The organism is Undibacterium sp. FW305-107, assembly GCF_058788535.1.
Genome location: NZ_JBYTAV010000002.1, coordinates 1 through 17,555, shown reverse-complemented (window position 1 = coordinate 17,555; position 17,555 = coordinate 1). Strand labels below are relative to the sequence as shown.

At 50.3% G+C, this 17,555-nt stretch carries 15 protein-coding genes; 5 read left to right on the top strand and 10 right to left on the bottom strand.

Going from position 1 to position 17,555, the window contains the following annotated elements:
* Positions 1-9: 9 nt before the first annotated feature.
* From AC3WQT_RS04135 to AC3WQT_RS04105, 7 genes are all read right to left on the bottom strand, one after another.
* Positions 10-1,536 (bottom strand): alpha/beta hydrolase, encoded by a 1,527-nt coding sequence (locus tag AC3WQT_RS04135; RefSeq protein WP_492702569.1) that lies wholly within the window; start codon positions 1,534-1,536, stop codon positions 10-12.
* Positions 1,537-1,850: 314 nt separating this feature from the next.
* Positions 1,851-5,012, bottom strand: coding sequence for an efflux RND transporter permease subunit (locus AC3WQT_RS04130; RefSeq protein WP_492702567.1), 3,162 nt, complete (start codon positions 5,010-5,012; stop codon positions 1,851-1,853).
* 3 nt (positions 5,013-5,015) lie between these two features.
* On the bottom strand, positions 5,016-6,197 hold the full coding sequence (locus AC3WQT_RS04125) for an efflux RND transporter periplasmic adaptor subunit (protein ID WP_492702565.1): 1,182 nt from the start codon (positions 6,195-6,197) through the stop codon (positions 5,016-5,018).
* A 178-nt stretch (positions 6,198-6,375) separates the two neighbouring features.
* Positions 6,376-6,855: a DoxX family protein gene (locus tag AC3WQT_RS04120; RefSeq protein ID WP_492702563.1), complete on the bottom strand. Its 480-nt coding sequence runs from the start codon at positions 6,853-6,855 to the stop codon at positions 6,376-6,378.
* Positions 6,856-6,907: 52 nt separating this feature from the next.
* A complete protein-coding gene (locus AC3WQT_RS04115; RefSeq protein ID WP_492702561.1) occupies positions 6,908-7,720 on the bottom strand; it encodes an HvfC/BufC family peptide modification chaperone in 813 nt (270 codons plus the stop codon).
* Positions 7,721-7,728: 8 nt separating this feature from the next.
* Positions 7,729-8,571: an MNIO family bufferin maturase gene (gene bufB, locus AC3WQT_RS04110; protein WP_492702559.1), complete on the bottom strand. Its 843-nt coding sequence runs from the start codon at positions 8,569-8,571 to the stop codon at positions 7,729-7,731.
* Positions 8,572-8,674: 103 nt separating this feature from the next.
* Positions 8,675-8,929: a BufA1 family periplasmic bufferin-type metallophore gene (locus AC3WQT_RS04105; RefSeq protein ID WP_492702557.1), complete on the bottom strand. Its 255-nt coding sequence runs from the start codon at positions 8,927-8,929 to the stop codon at positions 8,675-8,677.
* 265 nt (positions 8,930-9,194) lie between these two features.
* On the opposite strand from AC3WQT_RS04105, the gene AC3WQT_RS04100 reads away from it, so the two are divergent.
* Together AC3WQT_RS04100 and AC3WQT_RS04095 are read left to right on the top strand one after the other, a co-directional pair.
* Positions 9,195-9,428: a hypothetical protein gene (locus AC3WQT_RS04100; RefSeq protein WP_492702555.1), complete on the top strand. Its 234-nt coding sequence runs from the start codon at positions 9,195-9,197 to the stop codon at positions 9,426-9,428.
* 36 nt (positions 9,429-9,464) lie between these two features.
* Positions 9,465-9,683 (top strand): RNA-binding S4 domain-containing protein, encoded by a 219-nt coding sequence (locus tag AC3WQT_RS04095; RefSeq protein WP_162041999.1) that lies wholly within the window; start codon positions 9,465-9,467, stop codon positions 9,681-9,683.
* On the opposite strand, the gene AC3WQT_RS04090 is transcribed toward AC3WQT_RS04095, so the two are convergent.
* From AC3WQT_RS04090 to mobB, 3 genes are all read right to left on the bottom strand, one after another.
* Positions 9,671-10,111 (bottom strand): hemerythrin domain-containing protein, encoded by a 441-nt coding sequence (locus AC3WQT_RS04090; protein WP_492702552.1) that lies wholly within the window; start codon positions 10,109-10,111, stop codon positions 9,671-9,673. The genes AC3WQT_RS04095 and AC3WQT_RS04090 overlap by 13 nt on opposite strands.
* Positions 10,112-10,284: 173 nt before the next feature.
* The gene (locus AC3WQT_RS04085) at positions 10,285-10,485 is read right to left on the bottom strand and encodes a YjfB family protein (protein ID WP_423003219.1); all 201 of its coding nucleotides are present in this window, start codon (positions 10,483-10,485) and stop codon (positions 10,285-10,287) included.
* Between the two features lie 63 nt (positions 10,486-10,548).
* The gene (gene mobB, locus AC3WQT_RS04080) at positions 10,549-11,106 is read right to left on the bottom strand and encodes a molybdopterin-guanine dinucleotide biosynthesis protein B (RefSeq protein ID WP_492702550.1); all 558 of its coding nucleotides are present in this window, start codon (positions 11,104-11,106) and stop codon (positions 10,549-10,551) included.
* A 131-nt stretch (positions 11,107-11,237) separates the two neighbouring features.
* Between mobB and AC3WQT_RS04075 the strand changes: the two genes are divergently transcribed.
* The 3 genes from AC3WQT_RS04075 to AC3WQT_RS04065 all read left to right on the top strand — a co-directional run.
* Complete coding sequence (locus tag AC3WQT_RS04075) at positions 11,238-12,362, top strand: ABC transporter substrate-binding protein (RefSeq protein ID WP_492702548.1); 1,125 nt, start codon at positions 11,238-11,240, stop codon at positions 12,360-12,362.
* A gap of 186 nt (positions 12,363-12,548) precedes the next feature.
* Positions 12,549-13,109 carry a porin family protein gene (locus AC3WQT_RS04070; RefSeq protein ID WP_492702546.1) on the top strand — a complete coding sequence of 187 codons (561 nt, stop codon included), beginning with the start codon at positions 12,549-12,551 and terminating at the stop codon, positions 13,107-13,109.
* A 394-nt stretch (positions 13,110-13,503) separates the two neighbouring features.
* The coding region (locus tag AC3WQT_RS04065) for a DUF4347 domain-containing protein (RefSeq protein WP_492702544.1) at positions 13,504-17,555 on the top strand (4,052 nt) is incomplete at its 3' end.

Genomic DNA, 17,555 nt, shown 5'->3' with positions numbered 1-17,555 from the left:
CGTCCTCTCTTATTTAGCCAAAACTTGCTGGAAGAACGCACGGGATGCGGCATTACAGAACGGTGGAACCAGAGTACCGTGGTACTGGCTGGCGACCGCTGTTGTCGGATCTACTTTGGCAGCGATAGCAGCATTGATCGCTGCTTGCTTGCTTTGGGCAAAACCAACTTTAGCTGCAGCGAATGGGTCAGCTGCGCTGGTTGGCGAAGAATCAACGTCCAGTACTGTCAAAGCTGCTGCTGGCAAGCCTTTAGCCTGGAAGAAGCCTGCTGTTGCCTGGGTGCTGGCAAAGAACACCGTAGGATCGCCATTACCACCGCACAGCATGACTGGTACGTTAGGTACATAGTTACGCAAGTCATTTCTCACGCCAGCCTTACGGAAAGGATTGGCAGGAGTACAGCTCAAAGGATCTGCTGGATTGACGTTGCAAGGATTTTTCTGTGCATCAGCCAGATAGGTATTGCGATAGCTGGTTTTCACCAGGTTACCGTCACCAAAGAAAGCCGCAAATGCAGGAGAAGATGGACCTGGCAGAGAATCTTTGGCAAACATGGCGTATGCAGGCAATTTACCAGTCGTGAACAGGTCATTGAAAGTCAGTGCACCTGGCAACAGAGTTTCTATGCCGGTTGCGTATTTGTCTTCATAGACTTCGTTCGGGCTGGAGTACAGACCACCGTAGGATTTTTGCCAGCTGGTTGTGATCAGCGGGATAAACACTGTGCCACCTGCGTTAGGGCTACCAGCAAAAGTTGCGTCACCCAGCAAGGACATCGCATAAGGGCCAGACATGCCAGCCAACGCGCTTACCTTGAATTCAGTTGCATAGGTTGTTTGCATGGCGCGTTGCGTTGCCATGGCAACGTGACCGCCTTGTGAATAACCACTGATGACCAGCTTGCCAGAATCCTGCGCGCCGATAGTCGCGAAAGCCTTGCGTGCAGCACGCAGGGAATCGACCATATCATTGGCTTGTTGCTCAGCATTCAGGTAAGGATGATAAGTCAATGCAGAAGTATCGTAGCCTGCGTAGTTAGGTGCAACAACGATGAAACCTTGCGCTGCATACATGGCTGCCATCAGGATGGCTTCCGAGTTGTCACGCAGGTTGGCCATGTTGAAAGATTTTTCTACTGTCGTGCCATGGGCATACAGGATGACCGGACGTGGGCCAGTACAGGCCGGGTCGCTGCCAGATGGAACCATGATGGCACCAGTCGCATCAGTCGCTTCATTAGCGCCGCCGACCGTAATGTACTTCATGTAGTAGGTACTGATTTCGCACTTGGGTGCACCGGTGATTTGTGTCAAACCAGGTTTGGCGGCATCCAGGGAAGCTTTAAAGACAACCGGATCAAGCTTGGTCAATGCAGGACCACTTGCCTGGGGAATAGGCACCAGTACAGGTGGATTGGCGACCAGTGTGCCGCGGGCAGGTGTGTTATCGATGACTGGACCAGCACTACCGCCGCCACCGCAAGCCGTTAAAACGGCAGCAGAAAGCAGACCCAGTGCTATGTGAGTTTGACGCATTGTTGTCTCCTGTTAAGTATTTTTTTGCAAGTCAGTAGATTTAACCAGCACCATATAAAATGGAACGAGCGTTCTAAAACTTAGCAAGTAGTATGTCATTTACGCAATTTGATGAATAGCGAAAATTTCACATCTAGAGTAAACACTCTTAAAAAATCAGCCTGAACTTGCCCCAGGGATTTTCCATGCGGGGCAAATACAACACTCTTAAAATTTCAAGAAAGAAGAGACCAGAACAGCGTCTCTTTTTCCGGGCGGCAAGTATACCTTTTCCTATATCTAAACGAGTGTTTTAATATAGATATTTTTATGATTTAGTCTCTGACTGCCGAAACTGCCGCACTGGTCGCGACCGTCACACCCGCTACATTGATAGGCTCTGCAGCCGGGCTGGTTTCTGGCTCATGATAAGCAAAATAAGCTTTCGCCTTTTTACCCAGATTATCCAGATAAGTATAGGCAATCGGCACGACGAGTAAAGTCAGCAACGTCGAGGTGATGATGCCGCCTATGACGGCCCTGCCCATCGGTGCCTGGGTTTCTGCCCCATCGCTGATACCCATGGCCATGGGCAGCATGCCAAAGATCATAGCCAGCGTCGTCATCATGATGGGGCGTAAGCGTACCTGCCCGGCAGCCAGCACGGCATCAAACTGGCTCATTCCCTGCTTTTGCGCCTGATTGATGAAATCAACCAGCAAAATCGCATTCTTGGTCACCAACCCCATGAGCATGATGAACCCGATGATAGAGAAAATATTCAGCGTGCTACCGGTAATCAGCAAAGCCAGCAACACACCGATCAATGAAAACGGCAAGGCCGTCATGATCGCGAGTGGTTGCAGAAAGCTGCCGAATTGTGAAGCCAGAATCAGGTAAATAAAAATCACCGCTATGCCCAGCGCTGCCACGGCCGCACTGAAAGACTCTTGCATTTCCCTGGTCTGTCCGCCGATATCAAAACGGTAGCCGGGCGGCAGTTCTATCGTCTTGACCAGGTTTTGTACTTCAGTACCAACATCACCTGCCGGGCGCCCTTCGACGTTGGCATATATCGCTGCCCTGCGTTGCAAATCCTGGCGTTTGATGACGCGTGGACTGGTGCTGGGAACAAATTGCACAACCTGACGCAAAGGCACCATCATGGGTTTGCCATTTGCATCTATCTTGCTGCTGGCCAGAGACAGGTCTGCCAGGTCAGAAATTTTTTGCCTGCCAGACTTGGGTAACTGCACATTGATTTCATAATTCTGGCCATCCGGTGCCAGCCACTGCCCCAGAGTATCGCCTGCAACAAAGGGACGCAGAGCCGAGCCTATTTGCTGTACTGACAAGCCCAGGTCATTCGCCAATTCATTATTGACCTTGACCAGCACGGTAGGATTAGCACCCGTCAGACTACTCTCCAGATCAGCGATACCTTTGATACCTGCCATTTTTTTCATGACGCTATCGATAACATCTTGCAGCTTGTCAGCATCCGGGCCGAGTATCGCTACATAGATGGGCTTGTCAAAACCCACAGCCATTTCTATGCCGGGTATGCTTTTCAAACGTTCACGAATTTGTATCTCCATCTGCTTTTGCGACTTGCGATGTGTGACACGTTTTTCGCTGAGCTTCATATTGATTTGCGCAGTATTTCTTTCATTCTCGATACCGACCGAAGTGTTGATGGTCTGGATATCTTTCATCTCCTTGAGGACAGCTTCCACCTGCCGGGTTTTATCATCGGTATATTGCAGGCTGGATCCAACCGGAGTTTTCAGATTGATAGTGATCTGGCCCTCATCAGCCTCAGGTACAAATTCCGTTCCTATCATAGGCACCAGAAAGAAACTGCCGACAAAAAGTGAGGTCGCCAGCAACAAGGTAGTTTTCCGCTTGCGCAAAACCAGTTGCAATAACTTGCCATAGATGATGTGCAGCTTGTCTATGCCATGCTCTATGCCGCCCATGAACTTGGCCAGCCACGGCAGGCGCTTGAAGCGGTTTTCTTCAGGATCACGCCATACCGATGACAGCATGGGGTCGAGGGTAAAACTAACGAACAGCGACACCAGCACCGCCACGGTTACCGTAATGCCGAACTGAAAAAAGAATTTACCTATCATGCCCTGCATGAAAGCCACAGGCACAAACACGGCAACGATGGCAAAGGTCGTGGCCATCACAGCCAGGCCAATTTCATTGGTGCCGTCTTCTGCCGCCTGCTTGTGCCCCTTGCCCATGCCCAGATGCCGCACGATATTTTCACGTACCACAATGGCATCATCAATCAACAAACCTATGCACAGCGACAGCGCCATCATGGTCAGGAAGTTCAGGGTAAAACCAAAAGCCTTCAACGCAATGAAAGTGGCAATCACTGAAATAGGCAAAGTCAGGCCAGTGATGATGGTGCTGCGCCACGAATGCAGGAACAGGAAGACAATCAACACAGTCAGGCCCGCGCCTTCGAGTATGGTTTCTTTCACGCCGTCGAGAGAGTGTCTGACAAAATCAGCATTGTTTTCACTGACCGTCATCTGCACATCCTTGGGCAAGCGTGTTTTGAGATCAGCAATTGCTTCTATGATGCCATCCCCCACCTCAACGATATTCGCATCCTGTATCTTGCTGACAGCGATGGCGACTGACCGTTGTCCGTTCACGCGTGAGATGGAATATTCTTCCCTTTCACCGTCCTGCACTTCAGCAATCTGCTCCAGATAGACTGGCGCACCGGCGCGGCGGGCGACGATGATTTTATTGAAGCCACGGGTATCAGCTATCTTGGCTTCCAGTCTGACCAGTTGATCTTGCGAGCCACGCGTGATCAAACCGGCAGGCATGTTTTGATTGGTGGTCTGTATCGCAGTCAACACTTCATTGACGCCGATATGATTGGCCGCCATACGGTCAGGCAAGAGCTTGACCTGCACCTGGCGCACCACTGCACCACGTACATCAACGCGACCCACACCCGGCACGCTTTGTAATTTCTTGACGATGATCTGGTCTGTCATATTCGACAGATCACGCAAGCTGCGCTCACCAGAACTTATCGCCATTTGCACGACCGGGCGACCATTACCGTCACCACCCTTGACGATGAACGGGTCTTTCACATCACGTGGGAAACCGGGGCGTATCTGCGCAACTTTGTCACGCACTTCCTGCAAGACCTTGTCACCATTGACTGACAACTGGAACTCTATCCAGATACCGGCACGGCCCTCATAAGAACTGGCCATGATGCGCTTGACGCCGCTGATAGTATTGACGACATTTTCTACCGGCTTGGTGATATCGTTCTCGACGATCTCTGGTGAAGCACCGGGATACATCACTTCCATCCAGACACCGGGCGACTCCACATTGGGCATGTTTTCCAGACCCAGGCCCTTATACGAGAAAATACCCAGCACCATCAGGCCCACCATGATCATGGTGGCAAACACCGGATTTTGTATACTTACTTTGGTCATCCACATGGCTTAGACTTTCGACGCTGCATTGGACTTGGGCATCTTCACCTTGCTACCGGCTTTTACGCCATCCAGACGGGAAGAAATCAGCACGGCACCAGCTTCCAGCCCCTGCACAATCTGCACCTTGCCTTCGTCATCGCTGCGCAATCCCAGCTTGACGGTTTGCATCTTCACCTGCTCATTGATGATTTGATAGACGACATCATTACCATTAACTTGCCGCACCGCTGTCAGCGGCACTGTCGTGGCTGCCGCTGATTTTTCCAATACCAGACTGCCTTTGGCGAACATGCCGCCGCGTAATGCAGCATCCGCATTGTCCACGGCTACATATACCATCATGGAACGTGAACCTGCTTCAGTCGCAGGGTTAATGCGCGCCACCTTGCCGACAAATTCACGGCCACCAAAACCATCAACCTGAAACACCACTTTTTGCCCCGCCTTTACCCTGGGTATTTCACTGGCGGGCACTTGCGCCTCCAGCGTCATATGGCTGAGGTTGACTATGCTATACAGTGCTGTATCTGGCGATACTTTTTCACCCGGCTGTACATGACGCTTGCTGATGAAACCATCCAGCGGTGAGCGCACCTGGGTATCTGCCAATGCCAGTTGCGCAACCTGTTTTTGTGACATTGCCGACTTCAGACTGGCTTGCGCCAGCTCCAGTCCATTATGAGTAGTGTCATAAGCATTTTGCGAAATATAGTTTTGCTTCAGCAAAGTCTCGTTCGACAGGCGGTTCTTTTGCGCCAGCGCCAGCCTGGCCTGTGCTTCATCCACTGCAGCTTCTTGCGTGGTCAGACGTGCATGTAAATCAGCGGCAGTAAAACGGGCAATGATTTGCCCTTTTTGTACTGCCACGCCTTCTTGCAAGGGTGCCTCTGCCACTTCGGCAATGACTTTGGCACGCACGGTGACCTGACTTTCTGGCACCAGCGAACCCGAGATGGGCAATTGCGCCGATAACTCCTTGAGTTCAGCGCTGGTGATGTCGGCAGCAGCCAACTCATAGATTACTTCCTTGTCTGCCTGTTTTTTTTCATTGGTGCTGGCCTGTGCAGTCATCTTGCTGGAATAGACCATCCAAAGTACACTGCAAATTGCCACGGCAACAACTGTTATGACTGGGGTACGCCATTGAATTTGGCCCTGGACATTACGAAAGCGAAATTTGTTTTGCATGATGAAGATATTCCAGTGTGAGTGCGCTATATCCGCGCTGCCGCCAGGCAGGCCAGACTTTGTTTTGCGGTTTGACTGAAATGTAGACGATAAGTTCATCAATTAATAGTCAAAAAAAGGCCTGCATCCGCAGGCCTGTTCGAAACTCGATTTTGCATGAGCAGTCAGCTCAATCAACTCACTTCAAGCCTTTGTCCTGCTTGCCAGCATTCAGCCAGGCATCCAGTGATAATTTACCAGGCCCAAAACTTACCAGTACCAGCAATAATATGCCCCAGTAAAAATGCGAATTGACTGCTGCCGGGCATTCCAGCTCAAACAACTGCGGATAAGAAACCACGGCCATCAGGTTCACAGCAAACAAAGCCAGGGCTGCGGGGCGGGAAAAAATACCCAGTACCAGCAAGACAGGTAAAACCAGTTCCCCAGCTGCCCCCATCCAGGCGGCCAGTTCGGGCGGTATGATGGGTACCATATATTCTTCACGGAACAAGGACAAAGTCGATTGCCAGTCAGCGATTTTTACCAGGCCAGCCTTAAAAAACTGCCATCCGACAAATAACCTGAGCGCCAAACTAAGGGCCGAACCGCCCCAGGCACTGAGCTTGTCATCAAAACGGGTACTCAGGCCATGAAAGTATTGCAGGGTGTCATACATAGAAATTCTCCAATTAGTCTCCTGCAACTTAGTCAGTTGGCTGATGGATTCCTTACAGCTGATCTTCAGGAAATTTGAATTTGGCAAATAATCCAGCGGCAAACCAGGACTGCAACTGAGCATTGATATCAAATCCGCCATCTGCATCCAGCGCCATTTCCAGGGCTGCACCCAGGCTGGTCCCCTGCTGCAAGGCAGCCAGGGCCAGCCAGGCGGATTTGCTGATCGCCAATAGTTCGACTGACCAATTACTTCTATAGATGAGTCCATGGCAAGTCTGCCGGATATTTTCTGGCAGACTTGCTACAGTATCCGCTTCGGCATCTGCTTGATGGGCAAGCCAGATGGCGACACTATCCCATTCAGCAGTGTATAGACTGACTGCGGGGTGAAATTCCAATTGCACCACCTGCACGTCCTGCCCGGTAGTGGCCACCGCCTGCAACAAATCAGGCAGGCTGATGGCATCTGCATCAGCGGCATAATAGGCCGCATGTATCTGCCATTCCAGCGCGGCGACATCAGGAAAGTAAGGATAATCTGCAACGTCCGGTATGGTTTTCAGGAACTCTGCCAATTTTGCGCCGAACTGGTTCAGGTCGCCGGATTCTGACGGGCAGGCGCGGCCAAACGCGCGCGCCACTTGCTCGAAATAATCATCACCCACTAATTGATGAAGCACAGGGTAGGTATTCTTTAATGCCGATGTCCATATCGCAGTCAGGTTGCCGCGATACAAGGCGAGCCTGTCGTCCTGAAATGGATGTGTATGAAATAAAGTGGAAGCCTGCGCTGTGCTGGATGGCTGCAGCACTGCCTGGGCAAACTGCTCCTGCATTTCAGCCAAGGTGGGTGAATCTTTCATTACATCCATCATGCCATGGCTACTTCTTTAGCAGTCAGCGTTGCCAGAACTTGCCTGGCCTTATGCGCTTCATTGAGCAACACTGGTAATTCTGGAATAGCCGTATCCCACTCTATCAAAACAGGGATGCCAGCAGGCAGCATAACCCCTGCCCACGTAAACAATTCCCAGACGGGATCCGCAACCTGACTGCCATGATCGTCAACCAGGCAGATATCGGTTTGCAAGTGCCCTGCTAGATGAATTTCACCTATCACACCAACCGGCAAGTCAGCCATGATACGCAAGGCCTGCTGTGCATCTTCGCCATGATTGTGTTGATTCACATACAGATTATTAATGTCGAGCAGGATGCCGCAGCCGGTGCGCTTGACAAGTGCGGCAAGGAATTCGGCTTCCGACATATCGTCCCTGGCAAAGCGCAGATAAGTCGAGACGTTTTCTATCAAGACCTGTCTTTGCAAGCGCGATTGCAATTCATCGACACGCTGACATATTAAATCAAGGGCGCTTTGCATCAACGGTAAAGGCAAAAGGTCATTCAAATGTCTGCCTGCGATAGCCCCCCAGCACAGATGCTCAGAAACCAGGGCTGGCTCGGTACGCTCTATCAAACGCTGCAAGCGGGTAATATGGTCATCAGAAAAGCCTGAAGCTGACCCCAGCCCCATACCAACGCCATGCAGGCTTAAGGGGTAATCACGGCGCAATGTTTGCAGTACATGCAAATCATAGCCGCCATCACCAAAATAATTTTCTGAATGCACCTCCAGCCAGTCGGCAGATGCCGACGCGGATTCCATAGCAGATGCATGCAGAAAATCACGATAGTGTTGAGTGCGCAAACCCACGCCCACCCCTTGCAGGGCGGACGCGGGTTGACAGTTAGTTCGAGCCGTATCAGTCAAAATAAATCAGTCAAAAAACGGGCTCGTCAAAAAATTAAATCCTGGCTCAGGATTTAGGGGCTTCCAGCTTGCCACCCATTTTTTCGCAAGAGCCGGCTGGGACTTTTTTCCATTCAGCTGGATCATTGTCTTTCTTGGATTGACCAGCGCAAGAATGGGAACCGGATTTAGTAGCGCAGTCATTTTGACCAGCTTTGGAAATACCAAAGCATTTCTCAGTCTTGACTGGATCAGCGGCCATTGCCATGCTGGAACCCAACAAACCTGCCAGTGCGACTGCAACCATTGCTTTATTACTCATGTTCATCTCCTGTTAAAAGTGCAAAACATCCCACATGGGAAAATTTAAAATTACAGCCTATAGTCGGTGCAGATAAAGCAAACTTACAAAATTTCGTAAAATATTTTCAGTTACGCTACCCGCACTATCTTCTACGCAGCACATTTTCGATTGGATTCAGGCAGCGATCAGATTATCCTACTAGCTTATGACATTTTTTCAAGCTAAAAGTTTCTATATGCTCAACTTGACACAAGAATTGCGACAAAGTATCCAGGATTTATCTATGGAACAAATCAATATCAGCCGTTTTTGCCAAATCTGGCGAGGCCAGACTCAGCTATTGGCCGCCCTGCCACCCCAGTTTGGCGAGGTTATGGAAAATCTCTTGAGCCGACTGGAATCAGGTAGTTTGTTTACGGAGGAGAGTTGCTCATTCAGCCAGACAGACCTGATCGCCCACTTGGGGATGTGGCTGGAGAAAGCAAATGCACGCCTTGCAGCTAACAAAATAGTGTAAGCTGCGTCCCTTTTATTGCAGGATAGAGGAATTTATATGCAAAGCCTGAGTTTTAGCCTGGAAGGCGAATATGTAGAACTGAACCAGTTATTGAAACTGGTTGGTTTGTGTGAAAGTGGCGGCGCTGGCAAGGCTATCGTTGCCAGCGGTGACGTCAGTGTTGACGGTGAGCAGGAATTGCGCAAAACCGCAAAAATCCGTGCCGGCCAGGTCGTCAGCCTGGGCGATATAGAAATCCGGGTTCAGGCTGGTTGAACCTGGGCAGTATTGACAGCAGCATCGGCAAGTTTTTCAGGATTGCTTGCCATGAAGCGTGCCAGCATATTATCCATGGTATCGACATGATGCTCGAACCATAATGGCAACTCTTCTGCCAGGCGCGTAGCAAGATCAGTTTCCCCCAATTCCACCCTGCGCCTGACTTCTTGCATGACCTCTAACACGGCGTCATGCTCCTGTCTGTGGCAACCAGCAGGGGGAAAGGCAGTTTCGGTCATCCACTGGTTTTCTTGCTCAAAATGGGCGATGGAATGCACGATCAGGGCATCCAGCCTGGCCACGAAAGTAGCAGGATTATCTTCAGACAATGCCGCACAGAGCTCGACAAACTCCTTGTGGGTTTCGTCCATAGGTTCATAGCTGAGGCTGAGGCGGTCAGACCAGCCCCATGAATTTTGTTCCATGCTTAATCCAGATATTGGGAAATGGCAAGATTATCGCTGATAGTCGGGCAACTTGCTTGCGCATGATCATATGTCATGCCTCATCAAAAACAAAAAAGCGCGCCATCAGCGCGCTTCTTGAACATCTGTTTGAATATCTGCTTACATATACAGACACACCCGCTAATAAATAATCAAGCCGTGGTGTTGATATTCCTGCCCAGATTTGGTGGCAGATTGGCGACAGATTTATTATCCGACACTGCTTCTATCAATGCGGTTGCACTTTCAGCCGTAATATCATTGGCTTTTTTCAAAACAGCAATACTCACTGCTTGACTAGTACCTACATCAGCCAATGTCGTTGCCACGCTGGCAATACCGGTTACATCCATGACAATTCTCCTTATCTGTCTACTTAAGATAACGGCGGCTTAAGTAAAGTCTTTAGGAGATTTTCAGATTTTTTTTAATATCTTGTTTTGCATCGCAACAAGAATCCAATCCAGCACCAGTTGCGGCTGATTTAAATCCAGCCATTGCAAGCCAGGACGCAAATCAACGGGAGCAGTAACATCAGAAGCGACCAATACTATATGAGCGTCATCCGGGTAAATTGCAGCCTTACCAAGAGATGGGCGAAAGACCTCAATCTTGGGCATGGCTTCCCATTTATAACCTTCTACCAGCGTCAGGTCTGCTGGTGACAGACGTGCCAGGAGTTCATCCAGTGATGGTTCAGCCTCTTGCCGCAATTCATGGGCAATCACATAACGATAAGGCGACGCCAGCAAGACATCTTGCGCACCCGCAAGACGCAGGCGTGAACTGTCTTTTTGCGGCGGTTCTATCGTGACATCATGATGGCTGTGCTTGACGATATTAATTTTATGCCCTGCTACCGTCAGTTGCCTGACCAGGTATTCAAGCAAACTGGTTTTACCACTGCCCGACCATCCTATTACGCCCAGTATTTGCCCCGCCTTATTCGCATCATTCTTTTCACCGCTAGTCACAACGCTCTCCAAATCTTCAAAATCAGCATATGCATATAACTTACGAGTATGAACCAGTTACAGCCTCGTCATTCCATAGTCATATTTGAATGTAACAATTGTTACATTGCAATATTTCACAGGTTATCAGAATGCGTTTTCCCCTCAGGCTCTGGTCTTTTTGCTTCGCCCTGCTCTGCTTTTTGTTTGCCCTGAATGTGCAGGCGCAAGGCAATGTCATCGTCGTTGGTCAGGCAATAGACTTGTCCGGACCGAATGGTAGCATTGGCCGCGACTATGTGGCAGGCATTACGACCTACTTTGACAGTATCAATATAAATGGCGGCATAGGCGGTAAACGAATTAAATATCTGGTACGTGATGACCAGGGTAACCCGGCAGTGTCAGCGCAGGCCGTCAGCGACTTGCTCGAAAAAGACAAGGCAGATTACCTGCTGGGTGGCATAGGTGCGGCAGTAACAGATGCAGTGCTGGCCAATGCCAGGTTTTCACAAAGCGGACAAACCTTGTTCGCCCCTCTGGTGGCTTCGGTTAAAACTTATAATTCACGCGTACTGTTCTGGCGCCCCAGCCCTGAACAAGAGATGCAATACATCTTCTCTTACTTCGACAAACTGGGCATCAAGAGCGTAGGTATCGCTTATCAGGAAAACGCCCTGAATCAGGACATGTACCAGTACGTTGTCGCCGAATTGCGCAAACGCAATATGCTCATGAGTGGCCTGGTACGCATAGGTGCCTCAGCGGCTGATATGGAAAGGGAATCTGCGGTGCTGGCCAGATCCGCTCCTGGTATCGTGATTGCCATTGCAGATACACTTGGCACCGGTATTTTTTTGAAAGAATTCAGAAAACAGGCACCACGCACCTTTGTCGCTGGCATGTCACTCATCAATCTTGATACCCTGGCAGAAGTCGCTGGCCCCAAAGCATTGGAATGGACAGTGTTTTCGCAGGTTGTACCTAACCCCTTAAGCAAGAAATCCCTAATACAGATAGATCATAGCAATATGATGAAAAAATTCAGGGATGAAGACCTCTCTGCCCTGACGTTTGAAGGCTTCATGGTCGCCAAAACCCTGGTCAAAGCCATACAGACCGGCAAACCAGGACGCGATGCCCTGCAAGCCCTTGCTACGCAAAAAAGCGTCATCGACCTGGGTGGTGTTACCCTGAACCCATCAGATACTACACATCGTATGTCTAACTATGTTGACATGGCCCTCTTCAGAAAAGGTGGGGGATTGCTGTTTTAAGCGCACTTAATTATCAATAATACATTCATACAAAAAACGACATATATAGACGCAAATAGATAAGGTTTTTTGACATAGTCATGGTTTTAGAATAAAGTGCTGCACTGCAACAAAAGAATTTCAGGTTTGTTTGTCCAGCAAATAGAGAAATCTCGTTGCATTATTCAAAAATCAACCAGGTACAACATGTTTAATAAAAAAATTATCGCCGCTGCTCTGGCAATTTCCGGTTTGTTTATCGGCACAACTGCACATGCAGAGTTTTATGCTGGCGCCACTGTAGGCCAGGCTCGCTGGAATATGGATTGCGCAGGTACATCCAGCTGCAAAACCAATGACACATCCTTCAATGTTCTGGGTGGTTACAACTTCAACCCTCACTGGGGTATTGAAGGTAGCTACTACAATCTGGGTACAGTCAAAGCCAATGTCTATGGTATCGCTGCAGAAATGAAAGCAACCGGCATTGATCTGGCTGGCACATACCGCGCCCAACTTGGCAATAACTGGGGTCTGTTCACTAAACTGGGTCTGGCTTATTCCAAAGGCGAAGCAACTGCTGCTTTCAATAATGTCCGTGGCTCTACCAACAAAAATTCTGCACAAGTCATGGTCGGTGTAGGTGCAACATATGCATTCACGCCTAACTTCGCTGCACGTGCTGAAATCGCCAGCCGTAAAGTTGACTTTGTTGGCGGCGACGGCAACATCACTAACTTCAACGTTGGTGTTCAGGCCTCGTTCTGATATTGCGCTTAATAAGGCAATATCTGAAACAAGTTGTTCGGGCGCAGTAATGATTTAATGATTTAATAGTTTTACAAAAACTCAGTTAATCTTGCGCCAAATTGTCAGCAGCAAATTCACCGTTTGCTGCTGACAAAAATGTTTTACTCTCTTGCTCTGGACACAGTCTAACCGACAAGCATCCCTCTCCCCGCCTTTCCCCGCAGTTTTCAAATCCTTTTCAGCTGGCTTGTTCAGGTCTCTTACGGAGTCCTTACGGTCGATATTTACAATCAGCTATTTGCTTGCCCGATTGTCAGTATTGCTGAATGTGTCATGAAGCATATCAAGGACTTCATTGCCGCGGCATTACTGCTGTGCCTGCATTCGCCCTTCATCCTGGAAATTGTTTGTTATGACTCTGCATGGCCCTACCTTTTTACAAGAAGCAAAACCTGTCAACAATGCCCCTCTGACCTCTCCCGCCAATGCGTCAGCATCGAATCTGAACCAGCCATCTGAACAGATACCAGCGCAAAAGGCCATGATTTTCATTGACAGCCGCCTGCCAGATTTTCAGCAAATCGTAAATGCAGTAAAACCTGGTACTACAGTGGTCGTGCTGGATAAAGACCAGGATGGCGTTCAGCAGATCGCCGATGCACTCAAAAATTGCAGCAACCTGGATTCCATTTCCATCATCTCCCATGGCGACAATGGCGTGATGCTCCTCGGTAGCGCTGTCTTGCATGACGGTGATATGGCAATCTATCAAGGCCAGTTGCAAGCCATAGGTGCATCCCTGAAGCCAGGCGGCGACCTCTTGCTATATGGTTGCAATATAGGCACTGGCGTGGCAGGCGCACGGTTTATCAATGACCTTGCGAGCATGACAGGTGTTGATGTTGCGGCATCTACTAATGACACAGGTACCGCAACACAAAACGGCGACTGGCAACTGGAAATCTCGACTGGCAAGATCGAGGCAGGCTGCGCACTGAATATCCAGCAATTGACTGGCTGGAACCATCTCGCAGCTACTCTTTCAGCCTCTGATCTGGCCAGCCTGCAAGCAGCCATGGCAACGGCAAATTCCAACGGCAGGGACGACACCCTGACATTGACAGGTGACATCCTTTTCACAGCAAGCAACAACACCATCAGCATCACGGCTGATTCCGGCCATGCATTGACTATCATAGGCAGCAAAAACAACGCTGGCGGTGTGGTAACCATCAGTGGCGAAAACCTGACCCGCGTCATTGATGTAGCAGCGGGAGCGGCCGTCAGCCTGGAAAACCTGGTCATTACCAATGGCCTGGCAGCAGGGAATGGTGGAGATAATACTGGCAATCTGGCAGGTGATGGCAGATCCGGCTCCGATGGTGCAGGTGGCGGAATACGTAATGCTGGCACATTAACAATTAGCAATAGTACGGTCACTGCAAACAAAGCATCTGGCGGCGGCGGCACAGGTGGCGGGTTCCCCAAGGGTGGAGGAGGAGGAGGTGGTGGTGGCTATGGATCTGGCTTGGGTGGTACTGGCGGAATGGACCGGATTGGCGAAACACCCACAGCACCGACAGCAGGTCATGGAGGTAACGGTTCAGGTACATCAGGTGGCCAGCGCGGTGGCTACGGAGGCAGTACCACTGGCGGTGCTGGCGGTGGTGCACACGTGCAATTTCTTGGTCAAAGCTATTCAGTGGGTGGAGCGGGTGCGACAGCCAGCAACGGCACAATCTCCATCGGTGGCGGCGGTGGCGGCAGTGGTGGTTTTTTTATAGGTGGCACTGGAGGAAATGCAGTCGGCGGCATCTTTAACAGTGGAACATTGAAGATAACAAATAGTGTCATCTCCAATAACGTTGCTGCAGGCGGCGGTGGCGGTGGCGGTGCAGCAGCGAATTATTCAAATAGCGGTAATGGTGGTGCTGGTGGCCAAGGCATAGGCGGTATCTGGTCAACGGGCACTCTATTGATGGATGCAGCATCGGTCGCCACTTTGAGCACTGGAAACAAAGGTGCTGGTGGCTTTGGCGGCACGACTTCTGGAACTGGCAATATTGCTGGCGCCAATGGCAGCAGCATTGATACCAGTTTGGGCACGATTACTGCCTATAGTACTCCCGCGACTGTGAATATAGCTTTGTCCAAATCCACCCTGAAGGCTGGTGATACGCAAGATGTGACATTTACATTCTCCGAAGCCGTCTCTGACTTTGGAACTGCCGATATATATATTGCCAACGGCATACTGTCAAGCTTGCAAACCGCCGACAACATCACTTTCACGGCGACTTTTACACCGAATACCAATTGTGAAAGCGCCAGCAATGTCATTTCAGTCAATTTGCCTGGTACCTATAATTCGACTCATACGCCAGGTGTAGGCATCACCAGCAGCAGCAATTTCGTTGTAGACACCAAGGCACCAACGCTTACGATCAGCAGCAACGTCAGCACTCTCAAAGCAGGCGAAACGGCAACGATGAGCTTCGCCTTCAGCGAAGTTCCAACTGGATTTACTGCGGCTGACATTTCGGTTACAGGCGGTAGCTTAGGCAGTCTCACTGGTTCAGGCACAACGCGCACTGCGACATTCACACCAGATCCGGCAACCAACGCTGGCTCAGCCAGTATCGCCGTTGCGTCTGGCAGCTACACTGATGCGGCAGGCAATAGCGGTGGTGCTGGCAGCAGCCCTGCCCTGACTTTTGACACAGGAACACCTACTATCAGCACGGTCAGTGTCCCAGCAAATGCCACCTATGCGACAGCACAAAATCTACACTTCACCGTTAATTTTAGTGAAGCAGTGATTGTGACTGGCACACCCAACATCCCAGTCACGCTGGACACTGGTGGCACCGTTGCAGCTACTTATATCAGCGGCAGCGGCAGCACCTCACTTCTATTTGGCTATACCATCGTTGATGGCAATCAGGACAGCAACGGTATTTCTGTCGGCGGCAGCGTCACCCTCAATGGCGGTACCATCAAAGATGGTGCAGGCAATAATGCCAGTCTTAACTTGAACGGAGTAGCCAGCACAGCCGCAGTCAACGTTGATGGCATTGCCCCTGCGGTCAGTACTGTCACAGCTCCCGCCAACGCCACTTATATGCCAGGACAAGGTCTGAATTTTACAGTTAATTTTAATGAAGTCGTCAACGTTACAGGAACACCAACAATTCCAGTGACACTCGATACCGGTGGCACCGTAGCAGCTTCTTACGTAAGCGGAAGTGGCACTTCCGCACTCATATTCAGCTATACGGTTGTCAGCGGCAACCTCGATACCAATGGCATCAGTCTGGGTAGCAGTATTACTTTGAATAGTGGCAGCATCAAAGACACTGTAGGAAATAATGCTGTTCTCAATCTGAATGGTGTCGGCAGTACGACTGCTGTCATGGTGGATGGCGTTGTGCCTACCATCACCAGCATCAACCGTGCGTCAGCCAGCCCCAGCAACAGCAGCTTTGTTGATTTCCAGGTGACTTTCTCGGAGAGCCTGGCAAATGGTGGATTGGATATTTCCGATTTTGCGCTGGTAACGACAGGTACAGCCAGCGGAAACATTGCCTCACTATCGGGCCCCGTTGGCAACGTCTGGACCGTGCGGGTCAACACTGTCAGTGGTGACGGCACCTTAAGACTGGATTTCAAGAACAGCGGCACTGGCGTCGCCGACGTGGCGGGCAACGCCATCATTGGCGGGCATACTGGCGACGAGCTATATACACTGGATAACAGTGGCCCTGCGGTAACGAATGTCAGCTCAAGCACATCCAATGCCACCTATGCTGCGGGTACAGTCATACCGGTTACCATCACCTTCAATGAAACTGTCAATGTCACCGGAACACCACAACTGACACTGGAAACTGGCACCATAGATCGGGTAATTAATTATGTCAGCGGTTCGGGCACTAACACGATCACTTTTAATTACACTGTACAGCCAAGTGATGTCAGCGTAGATCTCGATTACCAGAACAGCACAGCTTTGCGCTTGAATGGCGGTACTATCAAGGATTCGCTGGGTAATAATGCCACATTGACGCTGGCTGCGCCGGGTGCTGCCAACTCGCTGGGCAGCAACAAAGCCATCGTCATTTATACTAATTCTCCCCCCGTCATTGGCGGTATTGTCGCTGGCCAAACCGTGACAGAAACCACCACGGTTTCACCTTTCGCAGGCGTGACTATCACCGATCCTGATGTGGGTGCTTCAGAAACCATCATCATCACTCTCGATCTGGCAGCCAAAGGTGCTTTTACTGCTGCCTCACTGGCAGCGACTGGCTTCTCGACGGCAGATGGTGGTTTGACCTATACCCATGCTGCCGGTACCCCGGCTGCCGTACAGGCTGCCATCCGTGGTCTGGTATTCCAGCCTGCTGCTGGTCGTGTGCCTGTCGGTAGTACGGAAACCACGACCTTCACCATCAGTGCCAATGA

Bases quoted from the DNA above. Each gene is read 5' to 3' on its own strand.
- AC3WQT_RS04075 (WP_492702548.1), top strand. From the start codon at position 11,238: ATGCGTTTTCCCCTCAGGCTCTGGTCTTTTTGCTTCGCCCTGCTCTGC.
- AC3WQT_RS04090 (WP_492702552.1), bottom strand. From the start codon at position 10,111: ATGGAACAAAATTCATGGGGCTGGTCTGACCGCCTCAGCCTCAGCTAT.
- AC3WQT_RS04130 (WP_492702567.1), bottom strand. From the start codon at position 5,012: ATGTGGATGACCAAAGTAAGTATACAAAATCCGGTGTTTGCCACCATG.
- AC3WQT_RS04085 (WP_423003219.1), bottom strand. From the start codon at position 10,485: ATGGATGTAACCGGTATTGCCAGCGTGGCAACGACATTGGCTGATGTA.
- AC3WQT_RS04135 (WP_492702569.1), bottom strand. From the start codon at position 1,536: ATGCGTCAAACTCACATAGCACTGGGTCTGCTTTCTGCTGCCGTTTTA.
- AC3WQT_RS04105 (WP_492702557.1), bottom strand. From the start codon at position 8,929: ATGAGTAATAAAGCAATGGTTGCAGTCGCACTGGCAGGTTTGTTGGGT.
- AC3WQT_RS04095 (WP_162041999.1), top strand. From the start codon at position 9,465: ATGCAAAGCCTGAGTTTTAGCCTGGAAGGCGAATATGTAGAACTGAAC.
- AC3WQT_RS04100 (WP_492702555.1), top strand. From the start codon at position 9,195: ATGGAACAAATCAATATCAGCCGTTTTTGCCAAATCTGGCGAGGCCAG.
- AC3WQT_RS04120 (WP_492702563.1), bottom strand. From the start codon at position 6,855: ATGTATGACACCCTGCAATACTTTCATGGCCTGAGTACCCGTTTTGAT.
- AC3WQT_RS04070 (WP_492702546.1), top strand. From the start codon at position 12,549: ATGTTTAATAAAAAAATTATCGCCGCTGCTCTGGCAATTTCCGGTTTG.
- AC3WQT_RS04125 (WP_492702565.1), bottom strand. From the start codon at position 6,197: ATGCAAAACAAATTTCGCTTTCGTAATGTCCAGGGCCAAATTCAATGG.
- AC3WQT_RS04115 (WP_492702561.1), bottom strand. From the start codon at position 7,720: ATGAAAGATTCACCCACCTTGGCTGAAATGCAGGAGCAGTTTGCCCAG.